The following is a 24,856-nucleotide window of genomic DNA, read 5'->3' on the forward strand; positions in this document are numbered from 1 at the left end:
TCAGAGATCTCGTATATCTTTCATATTTATCTTAATTCGATCGATAAACACCTAATATTTGCACATATTTCCAGTTCAATGGTGCTGCAGCAAAAAGTCACAGAAATTTTCGGGATGCGCTAAGGTATTGTGAGATGCATGAATCTTGAGCAGAAACTTCAGCTAAAACGCGCGCAGTTTCCAGTGGATGTGCTCTTCGCATTACTCGCTTTCGTCCTCTGGTTACTTTCTTTTCATGCTGTTTCCGCGTGGCTTACACCGTTGGGGAATATCACAATTATTCTCGCCGGAATCTTCAGTTGTTTCGCCTTCGCACTTCGCTCTGGTTTTCCAAATACGTCCACTTTTGTAATTTTTTCCGCACTATTGATTCGCTATCTGATTTCTCCTACTTTTTTACTCCCCGCTGATGCATGCCTGATATTTGCTTTATATTATGTTTCAGTTCACGGTAGCGTACCAGCACGTCTTGCAAGTTTAATAGCCGCGTTGATCGGAGGAGCACTTCTTTCTTTACCTTTCTTCATTTCCCAAATGACGCTTAATTCTACTGTGATCCTGCTTCTTAGCGAGACGATACTCTTGATCACAGCACTACTTGGGAGCCTCAAACGTCTCCGTAATGAACAGTTAGCCGCTTTACAACGTCAAGAAATTGCATCTGCAAGAAATGAAATCCACAATGCCGAGATTGCAGTAGCAGCTGAACGCACACGAATTGCGCGCGAAATGCACGATATCGTTGCACATACTTTGTCAGTGGTGATCACCCAAGCTGATGGCGGACGGTATGCGGCGAAAGCAAACCCGCAAGCTGCCGCAGCTGCACTTGAGAATATTGCCGAAATGTCACGTGCAGCATTAGCTGATATCAGATCGATTATCGGTGTCTTGCGTGATCCGAAAGAAAGTGCACAACAACTGCGTCCGCAACCAATCGGAACGGATATTGCGGAACTGATCTCGCGAATCAAAGATGCCGGAAAAGAAATTTCGTATATCCGCATTGGCCAACCACGTTCCTTACCGGTTGGTTTAGGGAATGCGCTGTATCGAATTTGCCAGGAAGCGCTCACAAATTCAATGAAACATGCTGGCCCTAATGCCGCAATCGCAGTCATCCTAAAATGGGAAGAAAATAATATCTCGTTAGAAATTATTGATGACGGCAGAGGAGCTGCAACGAAGAATGACGGACACGGGCACGGGTTAATTGGCATGCGCGAGAGAGCCGCTGTATTTGGCGGAACGATTGAGGCAGGGGCAAAAGCCCAGGGCGGCTTCCGTGTCAAAGCAGTGATTCCATTTCCTGCCGAAACTCAACAAGACAGCATTAAGAGAGTAAGCTCTAAGTATCTTCAATCACAGGAAACGAGTCGCGGAAATAAGCGCCCGGACGAAATATAAACGAGAAAAAGAGACGAGTAAAACTATGGAGAGTATTGCACAGCCGAAAGATCAGATACCAGAAATGGATCATTCTTCGGTGATTCGTGTCGCCTTGGTTGACGATCAAGCCCTCGTTCGCTCTGGATTGGCAATGGTCATTGATTCTCAAGACGATATGCAGGTAGTAGCCGAAGCTGGAGACGGGCAACAAGCGTTGAATCGCTTAGCCTTAATCCCCACCGATGTAGTGCTGATGGATGTCCGGATGCCAGTAATGGACGGAATTGAAACAACTGAAAAAATTGTCGCTAGCCACTTCGCACATGGCGTACAGCCAAAAATAATTGTTCTCACTACTTTTGATTTGGACGAATACGTGATGAGCGCAATTGAAGCGGGAGCTTCTGGCTTCCTATTGAAGGATGCACCACCAGATGATTTACTTACTGCAATTCGCACAATTCACAAAGGCGATGCCGTCATCGCACCTTCGTCAACAAAACGCCTCGTAGCTCATATTGCTGCTAGTGCAGCGCAAAAACGGCTGATCAATCCACAGCTTTTAGACGGGCTTTCCGAACGTGAACTACAAGTGTTGGGGCTTGCCGCGCGCGGAAAATCAAATACGGAAATTGCTGAAGAACTATTTCTTGCAGAAGCTACCATCAAGACCCATGTCGGGCGGATCTTCGCCAAACTCGGGGTAAGAGATCGTGTGCAGGCGGTAGTGGTGGCTTTCCAGGCGGGCTTAGTAAAGCCAGGAGAAACTGATTTGGACTAGCAGGGGCAAAGCTGACTGTGTAAATTTAGTTCCCATTGGATTTGTAGTCTGTAACAAGCAAACTTTACTGGCAGTTTGCAATTTCGTTGCCGCTACCAAATTGCAAGCTAGTGCACTCCCCCCCCCATCGAAGAGAAAACAGCACAATGAGTACTTCTATCAACGTACAATCCTCGATCACGCAAATTGAATCTCCCAAAGCCGCAATTTGTTTACGTGGTGTATCAAAAAAGATACTTTCGGCGCAGGGGCGAAAAATCGTCATCCGAAATGCAGAATTTTCATTAGCATCCGGAAAAATCGGAGCCGTTTTTGGTTTTTCCGGATCAGGGAAAAGCAATCTTTTAGAGATCATTGGCGGACTGCAAAAAGTTGATGCTGGAGAAGTGGTTGTAGCAGGAACTGATCTAACTACCCTTACTCGCGATGAGATTCTTTCCTTCCGCCGCAATTTGATCTCATTCGTCTTTGAATCTGATAATTTAATTCCCGATTTACAGGTACAGGAGAATCTTGAACTCCCATTCATACTTGCGAAAAAAGAGATTTCAAGATACGACTTTGAAAGTATCACACAACTTTTTAAGCTGAATCACATCCTTACCGCTTATCCTGAAGAATTATCTCTTTTTGCAGCACGAAAAGTTGCAATTGCCCGCGCTTTTCTCACTGGCAATCCAATATTGCTTGCATTCAATCCGGTAGCTGCTATTTCGCCACAAGAACAACAACAATTACTCTCATTCCTCCAAATTGCAGCACGCGAAAAACAAATCACTGTGCTTTTCTCGACAGATCTTCCATCCGCCACTGCAATTGCAGATACAGCCTATTTGATGCAAGACTCGCAGCTCGTGGGCGAAATTGAATCCCCCACCACGCGTACCGTTCTCTTCGCACTTGAAGCACTCAACTCCTGAGGAGGATTGATGCTGCATTTGATCAAAGCATTCACACTTCGTTCATGGCGTTACTATCTCAGCTCTTTCACAGCACTCATAATTGCGACGATCTTCATCTTTTTACAAGTGACGGCACCGACTTTTCTCAATGCAAGTCTGCAAACTTCAGTTGCAAAAACTTCGGCTGGAGTAGATGCAATTGCTGTTGAGTCTGCGCTTCCACTGTATGAAACAATCACAAAGATAGCAGCACTTCCGGGGGTAAAGAATGCGTCTGCAAATTGCACTGTTCCTTTGCAGGCAATCAAAGGTCCCCATGCATCTTCCGTCAGCGCTTTTTCACTTACCCCAAATTATTTTCATGCATTAGTAGTTTCGCCAGGAAGAATTCCCCAAAAAGCAAACGAAATTCTCATCAGTGCAGCCGCCGCACAAAGTCTCAAGACCAAAGTAGGAGATGAAATCACGCTCGTTTATGATCAATCAAACGTGATTAAAACCAGCACCGTCAAAATCACTGGGATCGCTCAGAGAAGCCCCTTCGTAAAAAGCCCCAGCCGATTCGAGATTTTTACACCTGACTTATCTGCACTCCAACCACCAGGATCATCACCGCAAGCTGTTGACGCCAATCATTTTATCGAAATTCAAGGGGAAGATGCGCTTGATCTCGAAACTCTGATCACCGAAATCTCCACAATTACCCAGCATCCGCTAATTCCGCAATCACAACTTTCAGAACTGGAATACGCAGATCAAAAAGAAGCAATCGATTACCTCATCATATCTATTAATTGGGTGCTAAACGTTCCCGTACTGCTTTGCTTCTTCCTCATTTTAATGAATCTGCGCAATATGATCATCAAGCGTAAACCGCTTGGCAAGCTTCTTGAGAGTATTGGTTCCCGCCCTCACCTATTGATCCTGCTCATCACCGGTGAACTGCTTTTGTTTACTGCAGTCGCAACAGCATTGGGAATTGCATTAGGCCGCGCAATTTCGGTGATCACAATTTCATATCTGAAAACCACACCAGCCAGTGCATTCATTGTAAATTTCCCACAAGTGCACATTGCAGAATATCTGTGCACAATTATTTTCACCTATGCACTGCTAGCTATCGCAATCATGATCAGTACGCCACTGATCATGGCATTTTCACGAGAATCTCGGATGCCGAAAATCAGCGATATAAACGTGTACAACACCGAGAATATCCAGGCACAAAAAATCAAAAAACCTGAATCAACAGCATCAGAGCAAGCCAAATCGACCCGGAAAAATCTGCTTCCAGCGATGCGAAAAATCAGTATTAAACTATCCGGATTAGAAGTATTATTTTTCTGTTTCGTAATTTCTTTTGGTACCTATTATCTCGCCATCATCACAGAGAATCTGCTACAAGTAGCGGGCATCGGCGCAAATATCGAAAACCTTACGCACTTAACTAATATCACGCTGGTGGTAATTACCGGTCTCTTGATCGCATTTGGTATTCAAAAATTCCTCATCAGTATTTTCCCGATAATTTTGCACCGTTTTTTCAAAAAGCCCCGTCACTATTTAAAACTCAATTATTTCCATACGAAAGAAGTGCAGCTTTCAGCAATTTTCATTTTCGGGATCACTACTGCGATGGTCACCCTTTCGACAACTGCACATATAAACGATTTCCAAGCTGAAATAAATAACGAAAAGTCTGCTCCCTACGATGTAATGTTTACGCAAGACACTGCAGCATCCGCATTTTCGCATCAAATCAGTGAAGCGAATATTTTGCAGCTTTTCAGGCAACAACCCAATATTGCAAAAGTTGCGCAAATTCATACTTTTAACGCACACCTGCTCGCTGACGGAAAACAGTTAATTAATGACGTGCCACTTTCAGTAGCCGATCAGGATTTATTAACTTTTGTTCAAGATGCGAATCCGTCAGCCAATATAGAAGTACCGCAAGGCACCATCGTGCTTCCCAATAGTTACAATTGGATCGCTCCCCAAAAATCCCCGCTAGTTCATATCGAAATACCAGACACACCGTTAAGAAAAACAAAACTCGACTTTCAACTCGAATTTGCTGATGTGAAAAAACCACTCATCGCGCCTGCAGACGCACATAAGATTCTGCAAAATTTGGCGCTCGGTGAAAAAACAGAAAAAGTTGCAAACCTGCAATCGCGCCAAACAAGTGATATTTTGCAGTCCTTTTATTGGATCAGGCTCACCCCGGAAGGAAAGGCAAATTTCGCAGAAAGCTACAAAGACCTGCTAGATTTGCAAACTAAGCTGCCGTCAATGCGGATAGCTATTGCCACGCAAACAGCTATGCCAATCGTGCATAACCATATTGCAACCAGGCTCACCACCCTTTTATTGAGTTTTACACTAGTTTTCGCTTTACTAAATCTTGCAACTAAGTTTGTAACTGCGATCAAATCATCTCGATATCAATTACGTCTCTTTACGAGTCTGGGAATATCACGGCAACGCCTGATCAAATCAGCTATTGTAAATTCACTTGGACTCATTGCACTGACCTCATTTAGCGGAATCGGCGTAGGATTCATCAGCGGTACGATCATTGCAAATAATTTTCTTACTGCGACAACAGAATCATTCTTCCCGCTCCTTCCTTGGAGCTATGCAGCAATTCTTGCACTCATCTCAATCATGATCGTGGGATTAACTATGCGGATTCATCTGGAAACAACACGGCAACTATCTGAGTAACAAAATCAAATTCATGTTCTAAAACTACTCACTATATGCATCAGTGCAAAGATGTTGTAATAACACACTTCATCAAAAGACGTTTCTTTTTTTCACAAAGTCACCTTGCTAATAATCACAGTTTTACCCCTTTACTCATCGCTAAAAACCTGCGAAAGTTAGTAAAGTCGAAAAAATTGGAAAGCGATTAAATCACAAATAATCGCAAATGCATCACGTATCATAATTTCAACAAAAATAGATTTTAGATACGCACCTCAAGGAGATATACGGAGATGGATTGGCGCCACAAAGCAGCATGCTTGGATCAAGACCCAGAACTTTTCTTCCCAATTGGAAGCTCCGGACCAGCAATGGCACAAGCGGAACAAGCAAAGCGCATTTGCCGCACCTGCACTGTAATGGAAACATGCCTAAAGTGGGCGCTTGATACAAACCAGGATGCCGGTGTTTGGGGTGGCATGGGCGAAGAAGAACGGCGCGCAATTAGACGCCGTACTGCACGTCGCCGCGCGTAATCAGATAATTTTGCTCCTCATAACTTTCAGCATCCAAGTAATTTCGTCTGTATGGTGATCGTTTTCAAAACTGAATTTACGATCCAGTAATAAATACGTATTGCGCAACGTCTGATATCGGATTAACGTGATCGAAAATGTTTTCTTTGGCTCCCAATCTTTGCTGGGAGCCAAAACTATTTACGCATCTGCAGTTTTGCTACAACTACTGTGCCGCCGTCATCACCATTTCGCCATGCAATAGTTCCATTCAATTCCGCTCGTACCAAAGTTTGCACGATCTGCGTACCAAGCCCGCTGCCTAAGTTTCCATCACCGATCCCATCACCGTTATCCAACACTTTCAATTCAAGTTTTTCCTCATCACGCCGGGCTTCCAAGATAACTCTGCCCCCATTTGGCACACCATGTTCAATCGCATTTGAAATCAACTCATTAACTACAACTGCGAGCGCCGTCGCTTGCTCAGCTCGGATACGTCCAAAACTTCCTTGAAATTCAAATTCGACCGCATTTTCGGTAACTGCCACATCACGGATCATCCGCAGCAAAGAGCCAAAGACATTATCGAATTCGACTACTTCATCGATTGTCTGCGAAAGTCCTTCATGTACGATCGCGATCATTGCAACGCGCCGCTGCGCTTGTTCCAAAGCCTCTCGGCTTTCGCTATTCGTTGCACGGCGTGCCTGCAGCCGTAAAAGCGCCGATACTGTCTGTAAATTATTCTTCACCCGATGGTTGATTTCGCGAATCGTGGCGTCCTTCGAATGAATTTTCGCCTCTTGACGGCGTAATTCCGTAATATCGCGAGTCAATAACACTGCACCAAGTTTTTCTCCGCGCAATTTCAAAGGAAGCGCACGCATCGAAATAATTACACCATGTGAATCAAATTCACTCACCCATGCAGCACGCCCCATCAACACAAGCGGCAATTGTTCGTCTGGCACTTGATTATCAGTGATCAACTCCGAAACAGTCTGCGCAAGCACTTGCCCGACCAACGGTTTATCGATCCCGAGCCGCCGGAAATGTGAGACTGAATTAGGACTTGCATAGAGCACTTCACCGTCAGCATCCATGCTGATCACACCGTCTGATACTCGTGGAGTACCGTGGCGATAGCTGGAAGGAGTACCTTCCATTGGAAATTCTCCGGTAGTGATCATCGCAAGCAGATTATCTGAAACTTCGCCATAATTTTGGTGCAACTGTGTTGGAGAAAGATCTGGGAAGACGGCAGAAATAACATGCATTACCGCAATCGGGCGTGCAATTATCTCCTTTTGCGGATCGTCTACTTTGCTTCTGCTGCCAGCGCCAAATGCATCGGCAGCGAAATGATCTTGCCCGCTTTCTTCAGTATCGCTGCTGTATCCCTCCGCATTGGGCACAGCGGGATGCTGCAAATCAGCCGCTTTAATCCCCTGAGCTGCTGAATCTTGCTCCGCAAAGCGAGCACCGAGATTTACTGGAACGAATTTATGAGTTACTAAATCTTTTGTGAATTGCGCAATCTCCCCAGTGGAATAAGCAGCCTGCAAGCCGTGATAGATATCGTCACCCAAAATACGTGCATACTCACCAATCACATCATGCTCAAGAAGGGTTGCAGCCGTTGCCGGGCGAGTATGTGCGCCGACAATAAAATCATCATCTTGCGGGATGAATAAAATCAAATCCGCGAATGCAAGATCAGCAATCGCTTGCCAATCACCGATCAGTTGGTGCAGCCATTCATTTGTGTGCTGCTGCGCGTATCCGGCGCTTTCAAGAATATTCGTCAATGTAGGCACGTATTTACTCTAGACGGTTTTGGGTCCAGATGTGAAGACCGTCTGCCAATATTCTCATTTTCTATTTGCGCAAAACACTCATCAGCAAGGGACTTTTACTTTCTGCTGAAATTCATTCGCAAATTTTACAAAAAGTTTTGCAAAATAGAAGATATGAAAATTGAAATCACAGATCATTTTCCACTTACTCGCGTACAGCTTTGCGCAATTCTTGCTTCGCGAGAGTTGATCGATGCTCGCATACAGGCATTACAACAAATTAAAAAAGATCGCACTTCCGCAGCTTCCCTCAGATGCCAGTTCACACAGGATCGTAATGCAGACGGCAATATCTGCGAAACCGTCTTTGCACTAAAACTTGCTCGTCATGATTTGCCGCCTCAAGTGCAGTTACTACTTCGTGATGAGCTGCAATTACAGGTGCGCACAAAATACACTCCGCCAGCGATTCAGCTGAATCAGGTTTCCACTATTCCTCAGCCTGCGACACCTGGAACACTTAATTTTGCGGTACGCATTATCGGTGTTCCGCTCACAATCACCGGATGTGCTGAGATTGAAAATACAGAAAATACGCGTTCTACAGGGAGTCAAGAAAACTTCGTCAATACTGCCGCAGGAATTGCAATATCGGATAGTGAACCGAGAGAAAATCCGGAACATCATGGTAATCAAAATGTTTGTGCACGAAACAAATCGCAACTCCCGCACGTCACAATTAAATATCTCGGTGAGTTTAACGCGCAAATTCCGTTCTTGGGGAAAACGATCGAGACTGCTGCAAGCAAGTTGATTCCAGAAATCTTGCGCGCTGATCATGATTTGATTATGCAGATTGCAAAAAACAAGCTGCCGATTTTCGTTGCACAGCAATAGTTCCCCAGTAATTAAACTCATGATTCAGCAATTCCCCGCATTTATCACCTAAAATGAGCCCATGAGCAAAAAACCAATCAACCGGCAATACGAAGATTTATTGCAAGACGTGCTTGATCACGGAACACAAAAAGGTGATCGTACCGGCACCGGTACACTTTCAGTGTTTGGCAGGCAATTACGCTACGATCTAGCCGCCGAGGGTTTTCCGCGGATCACCACAAAATTTGTGGCAATGAAAGCAATAAAAGGCGAGCTGCTTTGGTTTTTACGTGGCGACACCAACGTAAAATGGCTGCAAGAACGCGGAATCACGATTTGGGATGAATGGGCTGATAAGGACGGCGAACTTGGTCCAGTGTACGGTTACCAGTGGCGTTCCTGGCCTGCACCCGACGGTACACACATTGATCAAATAGCTGGCCTTATTGATACTTTGAAAACTAATCCAGATTCACGACGCATGATCGTATCGGCATGGAATGTGGCAGATTTAGACGAAATGGCACTCATGCCCTGCCATGCCTTTTTCCAGTTTTATGTGGCTGACGGAAAACTTTCCTGCCAGCTTTATCAGCGTTCAGCAGATTTGTTCCTGGGGGTGCCATTCAATATTGCTTCCTATTCACTGCTCACACATATGATCGCGCAACAATGCGGACTGGAAGTTGGCGAATTTATCTGGACGGGTGGCGATTGCCATCTCTATCTGAACCATTTGGGGCAAGTACGTGAGCAACTTTCTCGCGAGCCGTACCCATTTCCAGAGCTCGAATTAAAACGGGCTCCGTCGATCTTTGAATACGAAATGGACGATATTGCAGCATCGCATGGATATCAGCATCATCCGGCGATAACTGCGCCAGTAGCCGTCTGAGCTTTGCTCATGTACGCGCGAAAAGATGCGCTGCTTCCTGCGGTAACTCCAGTGATATACGCATTCCCGTGCTGCACGGTTTGCTTCACCCACAATAATTTTATTTAGGAGAATTTTTACGTTGATTGGCATGATTTGGGCGCAGGGGCACAATCGAATAATCGGAAAAAACGGCGCACTTCCGTGGCATTTACCAGCAGATTTGGCATTGTTTAAGCAAGTTACTGCAGGTAATCCGGTATTGATGGGGCGTAAAACGTGGGATTCGCTTCCGCCGAAGGTACGCCCTTTGCCACAGCGGGTCAATTATGTTCTCACACGGGATCCGAATTTTCATGCAGCGGGAGCCGTCGTTGGGAATCAACTGGAAAAGCTGCTTTCCCGTGCCGGATCTGAAAATCCGGACAAAATTCTGTGGGTGATGGGTGGAGCACAAATTTATGCACAAACACTTGCATACGCTGATGTGTTACTGGTAACGGATGTAGATTATGCTGTTGATCGAGACGCCTCAGCTAGTGAAATGGCGCAAGTGGAAAATAATAAAAAATTTGCGCAGGTTGGATCTGCCCAGTACGCATATGCACCGGATTTTGGGCTTGACTGGGATTTGTGTGTAGCTTCCCCAAATCGGGGATGGCATACGAGCGCTGATGGAATCCAATATCGTTTTTCGCTTTATGCAAATAAGAGTTTCCGGATGTCTCAGCGCGATTTGGCGGCTGGGCGCGCATTCCGCACCGAAACTTCTGTGCGTGGTGCAACTCTTGCAGATACTGCAACTAGTACGGAAACCAAAAACGAAATCCGACAAGCAGCTGGCAAAGATGCTGAGATTGGGCGAAAACTCCAAGTTTCCCAGTTGATTACGCGGCTGCAAGATATCTTTGAGCACATCCAATAACGAGCAATCTTTTCTCCGCCGGCAAACAACAAACCGATTATTCCGCTCGTCCCCAATTTTCGGAGCTTAGCGCATTACTATCTGAGTTTCCCAGAGCGTCTCTATTTGTGATTTTCGCGGGGCTAAGCGCCAAAATGTGGGTCTTATGGCACTTAGCCCGGACGTGCAGGTTGGTCGGTCACTGACCTTGTGAAAACTGCTGCGTTTCTCGATCTCGACATTGAAGATCTCCTACCGAATGAGTCGGTTGCTTTTGAAAAAGCAAAATCCCCGAACTCTTACGAGTCCAGGGATCTTGTATCAGTTGCGGAGACAGGATTTGAACCTGCGACCTCCGGTTTTATTTTTCATACGACACTTATTCTAATTATAAAACTTGCTTATTTAGCACGTTTGGGCGTGGGCAGATGTTACACATCCAAATAATGCCAGCATCTACGGCAGCACCAGCCACGCCAGCAAAGCCAGCAAATATTTTTTCTTTCCGGTTTGCACCGCATGATTACATCATGAGATTACAAATGATGAGTGTCCCAGAGGGCTGGGAAGAAGAATTAAAATTATGGGCAATCTATCTGAATGCTGCTAATAAAGCAGAACGCACTATAGATACGCGAATAAGGAGAATGCGGTATTTCGCCAGAGCGTTTAATTTGCCACCTGCCAAAGTTACTGAAGAAATGATTTTTGATTATTGCGGGCAAAAGACGTGGGCAGCAGAAACCAGGCACTGTGCTTACATTACTTTGCGTGCTTTCTTTGCATGGTATGCAGAAAAATACAAGTGTGAAGATCCTGCTAAACGGCTTCCTTCAGTACGCCGGTTAGTTCCACCCCCTAGACCAACTCCGGAAGATATTTACATTCAAGCATTGGAAAAAGCAGAGAGTCCCCGCACAAAGTTAATTTTACGGCTGGCTGGGAATCTTGGTTTACGGGCAGATGAGATTTCTCGGCTGCATATTGATGATATTGTGCCTGACTTATTTGATTACTCATTAAGGATTAACGGGAAAGGCGGGCGAATAAGACTACTACCGCTAGTTCCTGAAATGCACAGGGCTTTGCTTGTACAAGCAGATCCGATTACCGGCTGGATTTTCACAGGAGGGAAAGATGGGCATCTATCTGCCCGGTGGGTCAGCAAGATTGGCGCAAATGCTTTACCTGGAAAATGGACTTTGCATACTCTCCGGCATCGCTTTGGTACTCAGTCTTATCGAAAAGACCGAGATCTCATCACAGTACAACGCCTACTAGGTCACGCAGATGTGTCTACTACTCAAAGGTATGTGGAGCCACCGAAAGACGCGGTGCGCAATACCGTCATTTCAATTGCCATATAAACAAGCCAGCCATGCCAGCAAAGCCAGCACTACTGGCAGCGTCGTAATTTAGGAGGAAAAATGATCATTTCGATTTGCAACCAAAAAGGCGGGGTCGGTAAAACCACGCTTGCAACTAATCTTGCACAAATGCTTTCTGAAGAAGGTGTGAAGCGAGTGCTTTTAATTGACGCAGACCCACAAGGGAATGCGACTACAACTGTAGGGATTGAGTTAGATTCGCAAGGTCTGACGTTAAATGACGTTCTTGCAGCCATTGCTTCAGGAGCATCTGGAGAGATAGCTTTGCAAGCTATTGAACCGAATGTAAATAACTGGTTTATTGATGTTCTTCCAGCTGATCGCCTACTTGCGTCGCGCGAAACGGATACCTCTCTCGGCAGAGAAAGCCGCATCCGCACCTTGGTAGACGCTCTACGGTTTGATTATGACCATGTAGTCATTGACTGCCCGCCATCTCTTGGCATGTTGACTACTAATGCTCTTGTGGCTTGCGATAAGGCACTTGTGGTGACAACACCGCGTGAAACCAGCTTTGACGGTGTAGCTGAAATTGTTGAGACTATCGCGCAAGTAAGAGCGCATTACAATCCGCAGCTACGGCTAAGCGGAATAGCGGTCAATGCTTATCGTGATGACCGGAAAGACCGCAAGCATTGGCTGGAAAATCTTGAAAAATATTACGGGAAATACATTATAAAACCACCTATTCCAGAACGTGAAGCGATCGCACGCGCAGCAACCAGCCACCAGCCAATCCCGTTTATCGATGAAATTACACAAAACGCTTTTACACAGATATATCAAACAATTCGAAGCAGGTAAGGAAAAAGTAATGAAAATTCCAAATACTAATTTATTAAGCAAAGCCACCGTTAAAGATCCAATCATTGACAGCACAGCCAGCCACGCCAGCAAAGCCAGCACTACTGACTACGCCAGCGAGCAGCAGACTAAGTTTACGATTCGGCTTTCAAAAGATTTGATGGGCAGGATTCGCTCCGCTTATTTAGCCCAATATAAGCCAGGGGCAAAGGCGCAATCTCTTTCTGCATGGGCAGCAGGAATCTTAGAAAGCACTGTCGAGGAAATAGAAAACGCCCACAATAACGGCACACGATTTGAATCACTACCAGCCGGGCATGTACCACGGCTACCGCTAATCTAGAAAATTTAAGGAAAAGAAAAAGGAGTTAAATCATGGGAAAAATTTCTCGAAAAGCACATCTATACCATTATAAAAATGCTGATTCATCCAGAAAAGAAATATATCAAAAATTAGTTAGCCACGACATTATAAACGCTTTTAACTTCATCCGATATAGAGACTATTTAACGATTCAAAAACGCGAAAGCGAAATAGTGAAAAACGTGATTGATTCACAAGATTTTCAAGCAAAACTTGATCTTCTTATCCGCTTGAGTGAGGCAGCACATGCTATTGACCGGCTAGAAAAACACTTCGATAAATTAGAGGGAAAGTAGAGCAGCATGAACTACGACAAAATTTTGACTCTTAGAGAACTCGATCTCATCCTTGAAAAGCTCGCGAAAGAGCGCAAAGCCTATATCGAGGATCAAAAGAAGTACGAAGCTGAAGAAGATTTTAATACAAGTCTACTTGTTCAAGGGGAAATCCTCGGAATCGATTTCGCTACTCTAATCGTTAAGATTTCGAGAGAATCACTTCAAGAAACTTGGAATAAGAAATAAAACTCTTTAAAGAAAAGGAACAGATATTTTAATTCGGAATGCTCTGCCTTATTGAGCAGAGCATTATTTTTCTGAATGTTTTTGTTGTTCCTGCTGGCATTCCATTATTGGCTCTTATGCAGAACGCGCAAACACAAGTGTTGGCATCCGCTGGTTTTGTGACACACATTCACATTCCAACTTCGTTTCCATGTGATGTGCATACACAAAACACTACTGCCACCCTACGGGTTGCACAACCTGCCCACTAGAGCCATTCATTACATTCTCGCCAGCAGGCAAAAACAAATGTCACACAAGACAGGGATCAAGAAGGAGATTAAAAATGGAAAACTTTTTACAAAAATTACGTTCTGGTGAGTGCGTACATTTTGTGCAAATCGTCGCTGGCGGGGGCGGTAGAGAACAGTGGGATACGCTTGAATTTTTTGTTGATTGCGCTAGTGAAGATACTATTTTCGGCTTTGCGGAGCTTATCGATGTATGGGCAGGGGTTGAAATCGATTTTGATGGAAATCTTGTCTACAAATATGGCTCTTACGCAACGCTAGATGAGGCTTTAAATGACGAGTGGGCGTTTGATCGTCATGTATACTAACCCCATAGAAGTCGAAAAATAAAATAAAAGAGATTAAAGGCTGGTGGGTTGAATGATATCTTTCATTGATTTTAATGAATCTAAAAGAATGAGAAATATCTTTTATGGTGGAGATGCTGGCGTAAAATTTGCCATTTTTCACGATAACGACATTTGGATGTTGAAAATGCCTAAATCAACACGAGACTATAAAAAGAGACAACTTTCTTATACAACTAGTCCATTAAGTGAATATTTAGGTTCAAAAATTTATGAGACATTAGGGATTCCTGTTCATGAAACTCTTCTAGGTCAATACAATGGAAAAGTTGTAGTAGCTTGTAAAGATTTCACTTACAAGAATGGTCAAAAAATCGCAAGACTATTTCCATTCAACGAGATAAAGAATGCTTATATGCCATCCGATTTAGCATCTATTAGTGGAACAGGGTCAGAAACATTATTAGAAGAAGTCCTTGACACTATTTCAGGACAAGAAAATTTACAAGAAGTAGGTAATGCTTCTGAATGGTTTTGGGATATGTTTATAGTCGATGCTTTTATTGGCAATAATGACCGCAACAATGGTAATTGGGGTATTTTGATTGACGAAAGTACTGGCAATCAAAAATTAGCTCCTGTTTATGACAATGGGAATGCCTTTTTTAACAAACGCGGAATTATACAAATGGAAAGGCGCATTCACGATGTTAATTTAATTCGTGAAGATGCTTATCATGCTCCTGTTTGTGCCTTCAAATTTTTAGATAACAGGAATGAATCACATAAAATCAATCCTTTTGAATTTATAAAAAGCCAAGTAAATTCAGACTGTAATCTAGCTTTATTACGCTTTGCTGAACGAGTTAATCTTCAAAAGATTGATGATTTAATTGATAGTATTCCCGAAAAATATGGCAATCTTTCTGTTATGCCTTTGGAACAAAAAGAATTTTATAAATCAATTTTGCATATTAGATTAAATGAAGTTCTATATCCTGTAGCAAAAGAAATTCAAAAGAATCAACTCGATAAAGAAAACATATTATCGTTAGAGAATGCAGTGAAGAATGCACGTACAGCATCAAAGCAACTGTCAAAGGATGCAGTACTTAATCATGATGAACTAGAAAGATAATATATCTAAAAACAGATATAGAAACAGAGAGCTATCAATCCATTGATTCGGGAATACCTGTTGTCCATCAATGCTTGTCTGTTTCTACCTTCACACGATTCACCTATGAGGGCAGGTCAATAGCGTGGTGCGTCAGACTCTTTTCCATGTTTCCTCAAACACGGAAAAGAGTCTAAAGAATAGTGAAGTGCTCTCTAGTCTGACTAAATAAAGAACATTCTGCATTAAGTTCCTGCGCAGCACACCGAGCCATGTTAATCTCACCAGCAAGAGAAGTTTTCTCGTCTCTCGCAGGAGACGTTGCTAAACCGTTTTCCTTTTCATGCTCTTTCAGGTAGCTGAGAACATCATGGCGTTTACCAATATCGGTCATAGTAGCAACTCGTGCGCATTGAGAAAACCACGGATATTTTTCTTGCAAACCATAAAAAATACGATATGCTTCAAAATCGTCTAAAAGTTGTGCAGATTCATATCCTGAATACTGTGAATGTTGAAACCCATGTGATTCCATAAATGTTTTAACATCCGACCATGCCCGCTTATATCCAAAAGGACTAGCTGATGGGTAATGCTCTTTTAGCTGGCTTATATCGAAATCAAAGTTAAAAGCCTTACGAGTTATTGCCATCCCTCTACCTTTAACAATATCAATAATGGGTAATCGTTAAACTAATAGTGACTACACAAACTGGTGACGATGCAGCACCTCTAAAAGTTCACTTGTCTGCACACCATCTTCAAAAATTTTCACTTCTTTTACACGTTCCATAAACCACTTAGATTTTTCCAAGGCACACAACGCGAAAGAGTGTGTAGAAAGATCATCAGCCCTAACGCCACGGATCGGAGACCATACACCACGGCTTATTTCCTGCACACCCCAAGGCATAACAATATCAGCTACATCCCCATACCAATCATCAACAGATTCACCACATCGCATAGCTATATTTTCATCAAAAACAATCTCAAAACAATAACCCTTGCTTACCCCATTCACGAAAAACCTCCACCACTAAAATACTTAGTTACAGATTACTGTTTCTTTCACTTCGTCATAACGATCATTGAGATAGGTACGTAATTTTTCAATACCAATGTCTTGATACGAACAGTCGAATACTTCAGTAAAGATACTCGCAATAGCAATCAAACCTTTTTCTTTCTCTATTAATTCCTGCCGCTGCTGGACAAGTGATTGAAGCTGTTTTTTCCCATTTTCAATCTTCATATCAATATCAGCGATCGTTAAAGCCGTCTTCCTGCGGGGCATATGAGTACCTTTCTTTTCTTACATATTGAAGACTATGAACTATTAAAGTATATCGGATTCCATATCGATTCGATATATGAAATGTGAGCAAGAAAAATTGAAAAACAAAAAAGAAAATAATTATTGCAAATTAGTTTGTTAATTCATAACAATTTAATATATCTAATGAAAAAGTATCGTTTAGAAACAAGGGAAATACCACACAATTAATACGCTAATTAAATAAGAGAAGAACTAGATTATGAGGCATAAATTTCAGAAACAAAATCTTAAATTTCATTAAAACTTGAATGCTAATCAAAGTTATTTATTTAATTCTATTCACTGCTTATTTTTCACCATCCCAAGTAAATAAAATTTTATTAATCGTCATAAAAATAGAAATAAGCAAATAAAATAAAAATTCTCTTGTAACTATGGCGACATAGCTACAAGAGAATTTTTCATTTTCCACATTGACTTCATTCTTCTTCATCGGTGACTGATCCGATTGCGTGGTATTTGGACTGAGTGGCGACACTCAACCCAAATACCACGCAATCTCTCGCACGTACCTGAAGGCACGCACTCACTAGCAAGATGTACGAAGCGTCCGTACAAAAGCGGCTATGCCGCATTTGTACGTTCACTTCGATCTTGCTCTGCGAGGCGTGCTAGGGTCGCTTTGTGTAGCTCTTAGGGAGCCTTTTATATAAAGACGAAATAAAAAAACAGCTTGGCATATACGATATTGCCAACAGTTTTTAGTGAACAGTGGCGACACTACTCATGAAATTATTGAAGAATGAGATAAGTGTTTTGGGAATCATACTGACATTATTTTATGAACGTGATTCACTATTTTGATGTCAGGATGAAAATTTTTTCTTGGATAGAAACGAAAACTTTTCAACATTGATCCCGAACAATTCTAAAGAAAAAATGATTAACGTAGATCGTTTCTATTTGTTCCAGGAGCGCACAATAACAGGAAAGATTTTACAACCGCGTGTTCTTTTAATAACAACTGATGCCATAAAATGTTTACAATAAAGACACAAGCGAGGGGTTAGATAGTGTAGCTCTTAGGGAGCCTTTTATATAAAGACGAAATAAAAAAACAGCTTGGCATATACGATATTGCCAACAGTTTTTAGTGAACAGTGGAAGAAAGAAATAGGTTTTTATAGTGAGTAGAACGTATAGATTTGAATTACGTGTCAGTGAAAATGAGAAAAAGATTTTAGAGCAAAAAGCTCATAAATCAGGAATGAGTGTTTCTTCTTTTATCCGTGGAACGTGTATCTATTCTGATGATTCAAACATCAAACTGATTGATGTTAAACCTGTTCGCCAGTTCGTTTACGAACTGACAAAACAAGGAACAAATTTGAATCAGTACATGAAGTTTTTAAACACATATCAGTTATCAAAATTCCATATCAGGGAAGCACAAAAAGTTTTAGATGAGGAAATAAAACTCTTAAAAAAGGGAAACATTATCTTAACCAATCTTCAACAAGAGTTAGAAAAAAATAATCTTCACTTTAAAGAAACGAGCCATCCGAATGACGATTATTAAACAGCGAAGCGTTATAAGTGGAACATCTCATCAGAAAAATTTACGTAACTATATTAATAATGATGAGAAGGTTCTTCTTCGTGAATCACAAAACATGGAAGCCTGCGACAATATAAAACAGTGGACATCATTCATGTCACAGACCAGAGACATGTTCGGTCATAATAAAGCATCACGCAAAGGCAAGGACGGAGAAGAAGCTAAGAATACAATTTTGTATCATCAAATTTTAGGTTTTAATCCTGATGAATGCGATGTTAATGGTGGAAAATTATCTCCAAATGATTGTATGCGTTATGCGAAAGAATATATCCAAACCTATTATCCAAATCAGCAAATCGTGCTTGCTTTACATAACGAATACTGCAAAGAAGATCAAACACATCGCTATGCCGTACACATGGTCATCAATCGCAGTGACCTTGCAACGGGGAAACGTTTACATGAAGGATTAGGTGTTAAAGCGAAAAAAGCAAGAGCTTCAAGAATCCGTAAGATGGACGCAAAATGGGATCTAAAACAGGTACAAGAAGGGAAAATAAATTCTATAGTTCACCATAAGCAAACCTCACAGGTTGAAAAAAATTTAGAGGAAAAAGGGATAGCTTCTTATAAAACAAATTTGCGAGAACTACTTCGCATCGCAGCAAAAAAGGCAGAAGATCTTGTCGATTATCGTACACTTTTAGAAAGCTGGGGCGTAGACACGGAGTTTAGACACGGACGAATGTATGCAACCGATAGAGACAACGCTAACTATTCTTTCTCCGTCATCAAACTTGATGCTGAATTAGCACCCTATGCTTTACGACAAGATAACGGACTTCCGCCTAGCACTTTAGAAGCAATGAGAAACGACTATAAGAACACAATTAAAGAACAATACCTTGCTTATCGTAAACAACTACAAGCACTGAAAACAGATGGAAAAAACATAGATAAGATACCGCAGTTTTCTTTACCAAAACCACCCACAGAAATCGCTAACGATCAACAGATAAAGAAATATATTCTTGCCTACTGGCGAGGCGCAGACGAACTACGAACCAGCCTTACAGGAACACCACACAAGATAAAACTCTCAGGACGACCAGAACGCAAACATAGCTACCAACAACAGCAACGACAAAAGCAAAAGCAACAGAAGATGCTTAATAATAAGGATAAGAAGAAATAAAAAGTTTATAGCTACAATGTTGCTATAAACGCGTAGGGGTGAATTATGGCAGTTGATTCTAAAAAATTAACACACATGAATGAGCAAGATAACGAACAAAAACAGACATCTAAAAATAAACCATCACTGAGTGAGACAACGAAAGAGGCTATCAAGGCACGAGAAAAACTTGCGACAGATGATACACATGGACGAAATGACACTGCCCGGATGGAACATCTTTTGTATGAATATCAAAAACGTCAGGAACAAGTGTTAAGCAGCATAAACAAGATGGTTGAAGAAATCCGTGTCATCAAAAAGGAAATAAGTGATATTGAATCATTTGCACAACAATTGACACTCAACGGTGTAAGTCAAGCACACAAAAAAGCAGAAAAAATGACAATCAGCCATCTGAATAAAGCACAAGAAAAATATGTCACCTATGTTCAAACATTGGTAGAGCAAGCCCAAAAACGCACGGAACGATTAAAAAGAAGCAGTCGCCAGAGTATGTTTATTCCCGTCACAACATGGCTGATGCAACTACTCATCGTCGGCTTACTCATCTACAACTTTAAGTAACAAACAATACCTAAAATGAAGATAATTTCGTATCACAATCACTAAAAAGCATGGGAATACAGCAATATAAATTTACCTAAATAGGAAGCTGATATGTGCTGCAAAGTAGGCATATTACATACAGCTCTATTTAGGTAACAGATACGCGAGGGAATGAATCCCACTGAGATGACATACGCTGTCGGTATCGAATACTATTTCTTTTTCTTTTTACTATCCGATTTGCTAATACCTTCGCTATGTAGTTTCTCAGCATTTTCCTTTCCCTGCACCATACGATGACCACCACCCATATCTAAAATGTTAATGTTATCAACGGTTTTAACCTCTCCGCAGAAGTTTTGTGAAGCACTTATGTACATACACAGTCGCTGATTTTCAATCTTATACTCCCCCTTGTAATAATCATTTTTAGCAAAAATTTCGAATGTCTTATCAGGGTGAAGAGTAAAATGAATTCCATCGGGATCTTCTACAGCATGCCAATCACCTACATAACCGTTGCTCGAACTATTACTATTGCAGGCAGATATAACGCTTGTAGCGAGGAGTAGAGCTGCTAGTTTGATAGATTTTTTCAACATAACCATTATTCCCTTCCTAAGTCTAAGAAAAAGCATACTCTTCAATACCGCCGTTTGTTTCTAAATCGGCGGTATTAGTTTCATTTAGGTCTATCTGTGCTATTTCCGCATCACGGATACGTTCAATAGTTGAAAGAGTGTAACCCATACTCGACGCAATCTGCTCACTAGATTCTTCTGGGTGAGCATTAGTAAGATAATCAAATACGGCAAGAGCACGCTTGTTGATGGATATTACCGAACTGTCTGAGTAGCAGAGCTGTTCCATAGCGAAGAACCGTTCCCCATTGATAAGGTCTTCGCCTTCTCTCCATAAGATTTTCTCACCGTCCTTTTTCAGCCACACAACTTCATTCAGCTCATGTGGCGCGACAAGAAGAATAGCAGAGCCTAAACTACGACGAGCAACGGGAATAGAAAAGCCGTCAATATCCACAGTAGAAACGCTGTTTTTAACGTCATGCCAATGCTCAACAAGCACAATTCCCCGTTCCACCAGTTTGTCTAGATAAAGTATCCAATCAGTTAAAATATTCACCCCCTGCTTGTAGGGTTCTGAGGCAGTGTGAATATTAGAGTCAAACTCTTCATAACAATGATTCTTGTATAAAACTTCAATTCTCATACATCACCCACATAAGCGTATTAAGTAAGGCAGCCCCACTTAAAATTACAATGAAATAGGACTGCCTTTTTATTGAATTATTATGCTACTTTGCCTATCTATCTACTGTTTGACTGTTTTGATCTTTCTGAGTAAGCGCATTAGACGCACTGCGAGCATCTTTCACGGCTGAAGAAAGACTATTAGGTTTAAACTGTTCTTCACTGCGCTCTGTAACTTTACTTTCCTTGTAAGCATCCAGTTGTCGTTTGATTCCTTTGACAAGATCCCAAGGCTTGACATGAAACTGCTTGTACGGATACTGTTCACTATCCTTTTTCCCAATCCAAATAGATACAGGCTCGTTTCCCTTAAAAGAAAGTGTCACAGCCTCACCATTCAACATTTGCTGTTTCATACGGTCGCTCACAAAAACATCACAAGAAAAACTGCCAATATCTACGCCATTAATTTTTGTTCCTTTTGGGAAAGAAACAAATGCTTTATCAAACTCACGCCCATCCTTAGCAGTCATGGTGTGAGGAGTTAAAAAGGCTGCCGGTATTTTTATATGCGCAAAATTATTCTTCTGCCAACCATCTTCCCACGCTTCTAATTCTTCCAGAGAAGAAAAGTCCTGCTGAGAGAGTGCCTCATCATGGGCAATGTTCTGCACTGGTTCTTTTTCTATCATCAATATTCTCCTATTCTATTTATTAAAGTTTGGTGTAAGTTTTCCGTTTCATCTTTCATGACTATTGTTACGATTTTGTGCATTATCTTGTCGTAAACTGTCGGATGCATTTTGTGTTTCCTTGACAAGAGAGCTAAGGCTTTGCGAAATTTTATTGTGGGAAGGAATGTTCTTGTCACGAGCAGCGAGCATTTTCTTCTCATACTCGTTAATGTCAGACAAAGAAAGCCATACTGGTTTTTCATTTTCAGGAAGATTTTCATATATCTCCCGCATCTTGTCTATTTGTCCTTCGATTGTGCCAGCCCACAGATGCTTTTGAGCAATAACCATATCTACCTGATCCTCTACACAAGCACCAAGATAATACTTACAATCAGATTGCAAGCGGTCTAAGAAGTTATAATAATGAATTAAATCTGAAGCATTAATGGCACTGCATCGGTGTTCTATTAGATAGTCTTTCCACTGGTCTTCAAAAGCTTGCTCATAGCCTTTTTCATTGACAATGTTCGCTGTTGCTACGTGCATGACGCAGGGATTGACCATAGTAAAGTTTGAATCAATGACTTTATCAGCCATTTCATATATAAATTCATTCTCTTCGCCATACATTTCTTCAAAATGCTCAATCAACCGGTTACGGATTTCATCCTTGATCGTGTCTACTTCTAAACGATCTGCTTGTTCACCACGCACAGCAAGACTATCTGCTAGATCGTCTGAAAAAATCATGTAAACCCCAGAATCAGCATTCTGTCCACCAAAGTCACCCAAATCAACTTCGATAACCGTGAATCCTTTTGGCACAGTTTCTAGAGTGTCTAAATTAGTCATAATAAATCATTCTCTTTCAATAAGTATTTAGGGAGCGAAGTTAGCTTCCAATAATTTCTTTCGCCCACGCACCTGACCTAACTAACCCGATGCATAAAAGAATGGACATACTAAGCCAAGTCAATAATGAATAAATAGGTGTTTGATCAGTGGCTCCTTGCGCAATACCGTTGAAAGCATCGCTGCCAACGGTTGCGACAGTACTTGCAATAATAATCGGATAAGAAATAAACAAAAACATGATAATCGCACCTGCAAGGCAAAGCGCACAAAAATTCTTCATAAAATTGATGCCAGTTTGCCGCGTTTCTTCAAAACCCAAAAGCGCTACTGGTAACGCCGAAAAAGCTGCAAAAACATAAGCCTGAATGATCCGCGCCATTGAAACCAGCAGGGAAATAACGTAAGCTACAAGCCCTACAAAATAAGACAAAATCCCACATATAACTAACACAAAGCAATTCCCAACAGTCACATCATCTAAATTAATAGATGAAAAATCGACAGAAAGCTTTTGAATTGCAGGGTTACCTTGCAACGAAGTAACAATCTTGTTAAATTCATCAAAAATAGCTGCCATAATCTCAAGCGAATTAACTATCAGCCAATGAAAAATAACGTAAGCAACTGCAAGTATGACGATATCTTTCACCGCAGGCAACGTTGCAGTAGCATCAATCCTCTGACTTATCTTCACAAGCTGTACCAGCATAAAAAGCGCAAGAATTGATTCCGCTAAAGGAATCACGGCAGCAGAATGAACTGTTTCAACAAGACCATAGACGCTTTCTGACCCAAACAAAGTCGAAAAAGTCCCACTTAAATAACTCACGTTCGTCGTGGCAGTAACAAGCTCAAAATACCCATTGAAAACCCACTCAGCCAAATCAAGTAACCATATGCAAACCATATTGCTAATTTTTCCGCCGACGTCCCACCACCACGCCCCGCCATCATAAGCATAAGCAGGTGTGGAAAATAAAAGAAAAAATAAACTGCCACTAAAAATAGCGACCACTGCTTTCGCGCTCTTACTCTTATGCTCACTAATTTTGTTCAAAATATCCATTGAAAACCCTCCTTCCTTTTATTCGTTGTTGTTTTTACATTTTGAATGTGTAAGTATTAGCGGATTTGTCAAAAATAACGGTCACGAGCGGAGCACGTGAGCGTGGATTACTGGCATCATCGGTGGAAACTCCAAGAAAGAAAGCTGTCGTAACTGTCATCGTTTTTTCATTGAAAGAAAGGCTCATATTTTTGTTCCATACCGCTGTTGTCATCGTAGGATAATGCGTTGCACACCATTCACTCAGTTTTGTAGAAAGCTCAGAAATGTTTCCTAAAAGCATGGTGGCTTCGTTATTCAAGCCATTAATCGTTACCTTAGTAAAAGTTTCTACCCGACTATAAGCAGTATTGACTTGCTTAAATAAAGTGTTGGAAAGAAGCGTGGAAACCCCGCTATCGGTGGCACTCTTTGCTTTCATTTGCGTAAAAATAACTACATGAGTTTTCACATCTGTTTCAAAAACGAGAGTGTTAATGAGCGTATCTGACCCGTTACTGCTTTCTTCTATAGCACTAATGGCAAAAGGAACCTTCATAATAGTGCCATTAATAGATTCTTCAAAATAATTGTCATGAAAAGTAATGACATTTTTATTATCCTGACTCACCCACGGTTTCGAAATCAGAATCTGAATAATTTCTTTTGTTTTTCCATCATACTTTTCGATAATGCTTTTTTGCTTATCGGTCAAAGAAACAGCATCTACTTCGAGAGATCCTTCTTTTGTTTTCCTCTCTTGTTTTGATACTTCTACTTCTTTAGCTGTTTCCGCACGATGGTATGACACTTTAATCGCATTAGTTATACTGAATCCGATAAAAATAATAAGAAAAAACAATCCAACCAAAGCAACCTTTTTATTCTTTTTAAGAACAGTAGCTATGTTTTTCATCTAAAATCTGCCTTTCGCGAATTTATAAAGAATTTTGTGAGG

28 protein-coding genes are annotated in these 24,856 nt (G+C 41.7%); 18 read left to right on the forward strand and 10 right to left on the reverse strand.

All coding sequences use genetic code 11. The features are described 5' to 3' along the window. The first annotated feature begins 138 nt into the window (after window positions 1–138). The 5 genes from J2S36_RS03765 (at window position 139) to J2S36_RS03785 (ending at window position 6,320) form a co-directional block, all read left to right on the forward strand. Window positions 139–1,407, forward strand: a complete 1,269-nt coding sequence (locus J2S36_RS03765) for a sensor histidine kinase (RefSeq protein ID WP_309955713.1) — start codon at window positions 139–141, stop codon at window positions 1,405–1,407. Between the two features lie 25 nt (window positions 1,408–1,432). After that, window positions 1,433–2,170 carry a response regulator gene (locus tag J2S36_RS03770; protein ID WP_309955715.1) on the forward strand — a complete coding sequence of 246 codons (738 nt, stop codon included), beginning with the start codon at window positions 1,433–1,435 and terminating at the stop codon, window positions 2,168–2,170. Window positions 2,171–2,316: 146 nt separating this feature from the next. Continuing rightward, window positions 2,317–3,090 carry an ATP-binding cassette domain-containing protein gene (locus J2S36_RS03775; RefSeq protein WP_309955717.1) on the forward strand — a complete coding sequence of 258 codons (774 nt, stop codon included), beginning with the start codon at window positions 2,317–2,319 and terminating at the stop codon, window positions 3,088–3,090. Window positions 3,091–3,099: 9 nt separating this feature from the next. Beyond that, the gene (locus J2S36_RS03780; RefSeq protein WP_309955719.1) at window positions 3,100–5,802 is read left to right on the forward strand and encodes an ABC transporter permease; all 2,703 of its coding nucleotides are present in this window, start codon (window positions 3,100–3,102) and stop codon (window positions 5,800–5,802) included. Window positions 5,803–6,077: 275 nt separating this feature from the next. Then, the gene (locus J2S36_RS03785; RefSeq protein WP_309955721.1) at window positions 6,078–6,320 is read left to right on the forward strand and encodes a WhiB family transcriptional regulator; all 243 of its coding nucleotides are present in this window, start codon (window positions 6,078–6,080) and stop codon (window positions 6,318–6,320) included. Between the two features lie 176 nt (window positions 6,321–6,496). On the opposite strand, the gene J2S36_RS03790 is transcribed toward J2S36_RS03785, so the two are convergent. After that, window positions 6,497–8,119 (reverse strand): GAF domain-containing sensor histidine kinase, encoded by a 1,623-nt coding sequence (locus J2S36_RS03790; RefSeq protein ID WP_309955723.1) that lies wholly within the window; start codon window positions 8,117–8,119, stop codon window positions 6,497–6,499. Between the two features lie 153 nt (window positions 8,120–8,272). Between J2S36_RS03790 and J2S36_RS03795 the strand changes: the two genes are divergently transcribed. From J2S36_RS03795 to J2S36_RS03840, 10 genes are all read left to right on the forward strand, one after another. Next, the gene (locus J2S36_RS03795; protein ID WP_309955725.1) at window positions 8,273–8,995 is read left to right on the forward strand and encodes an SRPBCC family protein; all 723 of its coding nucleotides are present in this window, start codon (window positions 8,273–8,275) and stop codon (window positions 8,993–8,995) included. 61 nt (window positions 8,996–9,056) lie between these two features. After that, window positions 9,057–9,872, forward strand: a complete 816-nt coding sequence (locus J2S36_RS03800) for a thymidylate synthase (protein WP_309955727.1) — start codon at window positions 9,057–9,059, stop codon at window positions 9,870–9,872. 130 nt (window positions 9,873–10,002) lie between these two features. Then, window positions 10,003–10,776: a dihydrofolate reductase gene (locus J2S36_RS03805; RefSeq protein WP_309957475.1), complete on the forward strand. Its 774-nt coding sequence runs from the start codon at window positions 10,003–10,005 to the stop codon at window positions 10,774–10,776. A 425-nt stretch (window positions 10,777–11,201) separates the two neighbouring features. Next, the gene (locus tag J2S36_RS03810) at window positions 11,202–12,122 is read left to right on the forward strand and encodes a tyrosine-type recombinase/integrase (protein WP_309955729.1); all 921 of its coding nucleotides are present in this window, start codon (window positions 11,202–11,204) and stop codon (window positions 12,120–12,122) included. Window positions 12,123–12,182: 60 nt separating this feature from the next. After that, entirely contained in the window at window positions 12,183–12,947 is a 765-nt protein-coding gene (locus J2S36_RS03815; protein ID WP_309955731.1) for a ParA family protein, read from the forward strand. Window positions 12,948–12,957: 10 nt separating this feature from the next. Next, window positions 12,958–13,290 carry a hypothetical protein gene (locus J2S36_RS03820; RefSeq protein ID WP_309955734.1) on the forward strand — a complete coding sequence of 111 codons (333 nt, stop codon included), beginning with the start codon at window positions 12,958–12,960 and terminating at the stop codon, window positions 13,288–13,290. A gap of 32 nt (window positions 13,291–13,322) precedes the next feature. Next, on the forward strand, window positions 13,323–13,607 hold the full coding sequence (locus J2S36_RS03825; RefSeq protein ID WP_309955736.1) for a hypothetical protein: 285 nt from the start codon (window positions 13,323–13,325) through the stop codon (window positions 13,605–13,607). A gap of 6 nt (window positions 13,608–13,613) precedes the next feature. Then, window positions 13,614–13,835 (forward strand): hypothetical protein, encoded by a 222-nt coding sequence (locus J2S36_RS03830; protein WP_309955738.1) that lies wholly within the window; start codon window positions 13,614–13,616, stop codon window positions 13,833–13,835. 325 nt (window positions 13,836–14,160) lie between these two features. Continuing rightward, window positions 14,161–14,433, forward strand: a complete 273-nt coding sequence (locus J2S36_RS03835) for a hypothetical protein (RefSeq protein WP_309955741.1) — start codon at window positions 14,161–14,163, stop codon at window positions 14,431–14,433. 88 nt (window positions 14,434–14,521) lie between these two features. Further along, window positions 14,522–15,550: a HipA domain-containing protein gene (locus J2S36_RS03840; protein ID WP_309955742.1), complete on the forward strand. Its 1,029-nt coding sequence runs from the start codon at window positions 14,522–14,524 to the stop codon at window positions 15,548–15,550. A 172-nt stretch (window positions 15,551–15,722) separates the two neighbouring features. Here J2S36_RS03840 and J2S36_RS03845 read toward each other — a convergent pair whose 3' ends face one another. Genes J2S36_RS03845 through J2S36_RS03855 form a run of 3 tightly spaced genes read right to left on the reverse strand, consistent with a single transcriptional unit; the run spans window position 15,723 to window position 16,826 of the window. Then, entirely contained in the window at window positions 15,723–16,181 is a 459-nt protein-coding gene (locus tag J2S36_RS03845; RefSeq protein ID WP_309955743.1) for a hypothetical protein, read from the reverse strand. 51 nt (window positions 16,182–16,232) lie between these two features. Beyond that, complete coding sequence (locus J2S36_RS03850) at window positions 16,233–16,553, reverse strand: hypothetical protein (RefSeq protein ID WP_309955745.1); 321 nt, start codon at window positions 16,551–16,553, stop codon at window positions 16,233–16,235. Between the two features lie 24 nt (window positions 16,554–16,577). Next, window positions 16,578–16,826 carry a hypothetical protein gene (locus tag J2S36_RS03855; protein WP_309955747.1) on the reverse strand — a complete coding sequence of 83 codons (249 nt, stop codon included), beginning with the start codon at window positions 16,824–16,826 and terminating at the stop codon, window positions 16,578–16,580. Window positions 16,827–17,994: 1,168 nt separating this feature from the next. On the opposite strand from J2S36_RS03855, the gene J2S36_RS03860 reads away from it, so the two are divergent. The 3 genes from J2S36_RS03860 to J2S36_RS03870 are packed head-to-tail and all read left to right on the forward strand — an operon-like array spanning window position 17,995 to window position 20,131. Continuing rightward, the gene (locus tag J2S36_RS03860) at window positions 17,995–18,387 is read left to right on the forward strand and encodes a plasmid mobilization protein (RefSeq protein ID WP_309955749.1); all 393 of its coding nucleotides are present in this window, start codon (window positions 17,995–17,997) and stop codon (window positions 18,385–18,387) included. Next, on the forward strand, window positions 18,374–19,564 hold the full coding sequence (locus J2S36_RS03865) for a relaxase/mobilization nuclease domain-containing protein (protein WP_309955751.1): 1,191 nt from the start codon (window positions 18,374–18,376) through the stop codon (window positions 19,562–19,564). Before J2S36_RS03860 ends, J2S36_RS03865 begins: the two co-directional genes overlap by 14 nt. A 45-nt stretch (window positions 19,565–19,609) precedes the next feature. Then, on the forward strand, window positions 19,610–20,131 hold the full coding sequence (locus J2S36_RS03870; protein WP_309955755.1) for a hypothetical protein: 522 nt from the start codon (window positions 19,610–19,612) through the stop codon (window positions 20,129–20,131). Between the two features lie 194 nt (window positions 20,132–20,325). On the opposite strand, the gene J2S36_RS03875 is transcribed toward J2S36_RS03870, so the two are convergent. The 6 genes from J2S36_RS03875 to J2S36_RS03900 all read right to left on the reverse strand — a co-directional run bounded on the left by J2S36_RS03875 (window position 20,326) and on the right by J2S36_RS03900 (window position 24,814). Further along, a complete protein-coding gene (locus tag J2S36_RS03875; protein WP_309955757.1) occupies window positions 20,326–20,721 on the reverse strand; it encodes a hypothetical protein in 396 nt (131 codons plus the stop codon). Between the two features lie 16 nt (window positions 20,722–20,737). Then, on the reverse strand, window positions 20,738–21,340 hold the full coding sequence (locus J2S36_RS03880) for a hypothetical protein (RefSeq protein ID WP_309955759.1): 603 nt from the start codon (window positions 21,338–21,340) through the stop codon (window positions 20,738–20,740). A gap of 94 nt (window positions 21,341–21,434) precedes the next feature. Then, the gene (locus J2S36_RS03885; RefSeq protein ID WP_309955761.1) at window positions 21,435–22,013 is read right to left on the reverse strand and encodes a hypothetical protein; all 579 of its coding nucleotides are present in this window, start codon (window positions 22,011–22,013) and stop codon (window positions 21,435–21,437) included. Between the two features lie 48 nt (window positions 22,014–22,061). Next, window positions 22,062–22,850: an LPD11 domain-containing protein gene (locus tag J2S36_RS03890; protein WP_309955763.1), complete on the reverse strand. Its 789-nt coding sequence runs from the start codon at window positions 22,848–22,850 to the stop codon at window positions 22,062–22,064. A 40-nt stretch (window positions 22,851–22,890) separates the two neighbouring features. Beyond that, entirely contained in the window at window positions 22,891–23,919 is a 1,029-nt protein-coding gene (locus tag J2S36_RS03895; RefSeq protein WP_309955765.1) for a VirB6/TrbL-like conjugal transfer protein, CD1112 family, read from the reverse strand. A gap of 34 nt (window positions 23,920–23,953) precedes the next feature. Further along, on the reverse strand, window positions 23,954–24,814 hold the full coding sequence (locus J2S36_RS03900; protein ID WP_309955766.1) for a hypothetical protein: 861 nt from the start codon (window positions 24,812–24,814) through the stop codon (window positions 23,954–23,956). Window positions 24,815–24,856 lie beyond the last annotated feature (42 nt).

Source organism: Arcanobacterium hippocoleae (assembly GCF_031456295.1).
Lineage (GTDB): Bacteria > Actinomycetota > Actinomycetes > Actinomycetales > Actinomycetaceae > Arcanobacterium_A > Arcanobacterium_A hippocoleae.

Bases quoted from the DNA above. Each gene is read 5' to 3' on its own strand.
- J2S36_RS03765 (WP_309955713.1), top strand. From the start codon at position 139: ATGAATCTTGAGCAGAAACTTCAGCTAAAACGCGCGCAGTTTCCAGTG.
- J2S36_RS03770 (WP_309955715.1), top strand. From the start codon at position 1,433: ATGGAGAGTATTGCACAGCCGAAAGATCAGATACCAGAAATGGATCAT.
- J2S36_RS03775 (WP_309955717.1), top strand. From the start codon at position 2,317: ATGAGTACTTCTATCAACGTACAATCCTCGATCACGCAAATTGAATCT.
- J2S36_RS03780 (WP_309955719.1), top strand. From the start codon at position 3,100: ATGCTGCATTTGATCAAAGCATTCACACTTCGTTCATGGCGTTACTAT.
- J2S36_RS03785 (WP_309955721.1), top strand. From the start codon at position 6,078: ATGGATTGGCGCCACAAAGCAGCATGCTTGGATCAAGACCCAGAACTT.
- J2S36_RS03795 (WP_309955725.1), top strand. From the start codon at position 8,273: ATGAAAATTGAAATCACAGATCATTTTCCACTTACTCGCGTACAGCTT.
- J2S36_RS03800 (WP_309955727.1), top strand. From the start codon at position 9,057: ATGAGCAAAAAACCAATCAACCGGCAATACGAAGATTTATTGCAAGAC.
- J2S36_RS03805 (WP_309957475.1), top strand. From the start codon at position 10,003: ATGATTTGGGCGCAGGGGCACAATCGAATAATCGGAAAAAACGGCGCA.
- J2S36_RS03810 (WP_309955729.1), top strand. From the start codon at position 11,202: ATGCCAGCATCTACGGCAGCACCAGCCACGCCAGCAAAGCCAGCAAAT.
- J2S36_RS03815 (WP_309955731.1), top strand. From the start codon at position 12,183: ATGATCATTTCGATTTGCAACCAAAAAGGCGGGGTCGGTAAAACCACG.
- J2S36_RS03820 (WP_309955734.1), top strand. From the start codon at position 12,958: ATGAAAATTCCAAATACTAATTTATTAAGCAAAGCCACCGTTAAAGAT.
- J2S36_RS03825 (WP_309955736.1), top strand. From the start codon at position 13,323: ATGGGAAAAATTTCTCGAAAAGCACATCTATACCATTATAAAAATGCT.
- J2S36_RS03830 (WP_309955738.1), top strand. From the start codon at position 13,614: ATGAACTACGACAAAATTTTGACTCTTAGAGAACTCGATCTCATCCTT.
- J2S36_RS03835 (WP_309955741.1), top strand. From the start codon at position 14,161: ATGGAAAACTTTTTACAAAAATTACGTTCTGGTGAGTGCGTACATTTT.
- J2S36_RS03840 (WP_309955742.1), top strand. From the start codon at position 14,522: ATGAGAAATATCTTTTATGGTGGAGATGCTGGCGTAAAATTTGCCATT.
- J2S36_RS03845 (WP_309955743.1), bottom strand. From the start codon at position 16,181: ATGGCAATAACTCGTAAGGCTTTTAACTTTGATTTCGATATAAGCCAG.
- J2S36_RS03855 (WP_309955747.1), bottom strand. From the start codon at position 16,826: ATGCCCCGCAGGAAGACGGCTTTAACGATCGCTGATATTGATATGAAG.
- J2S36_RS03865 (WP_309955751.1), top strand. From the start codon at position 18,374: ATGACGATTATTAAACAGCGAAGCGTTATAAGTGGAACATCTCATCAG.
- J2S36_RS03870 (WP_309955755.1), top strand. From the start codon at position 19,610: ATGGCAGTTGATTCTAAAAAATTAACACACATGAATGAGCAAGATAAC.
- J2S36_RS03875 (WP_309955757.1), bottom strand. From the start codon at position 20,721: ATGGTTATGTTGAAAAAATCTATCAAACTAGCAGCTCTACTCCTCGCT.
- J2S36_RS03880 (WP_309955759.1), bottom strand. From the start codon at position 21,340: ATGAGAATTGAAGTTTTATACAAGAATCATTGTTATGAAGAGTTTGAC.
- J2S36_RS03885 (WP_309955761.1), bottom strand. From the start codon at position 22,013: ATGATAGAAAAAGAACCAGTGCAGAACATTGCCCATGATGAGGCACTC.
- J2S36_RS03890 (WP_309955763.1), bottom strand. From the start codon at position 22,850: ATGACTAATTTAGACACTCTAGAAACTGTGCCAAAAGGATTCACGGTT.
- J2S36_RS03895 (WP_309955765.1), bottom strand. From the start codon at position 23,919: ATGGATATTTTGAACAAAATTAGTGAGCATAAGAGTAAGAGCGCGAAA.
- J2S36_RS03900 (WP_309955766.1), bottom strand. From the start codon at position 24,814: ATGAAAAACATAGCTACTGTTCTTAAAAAGAATAAAAAGGTTGCTTTG.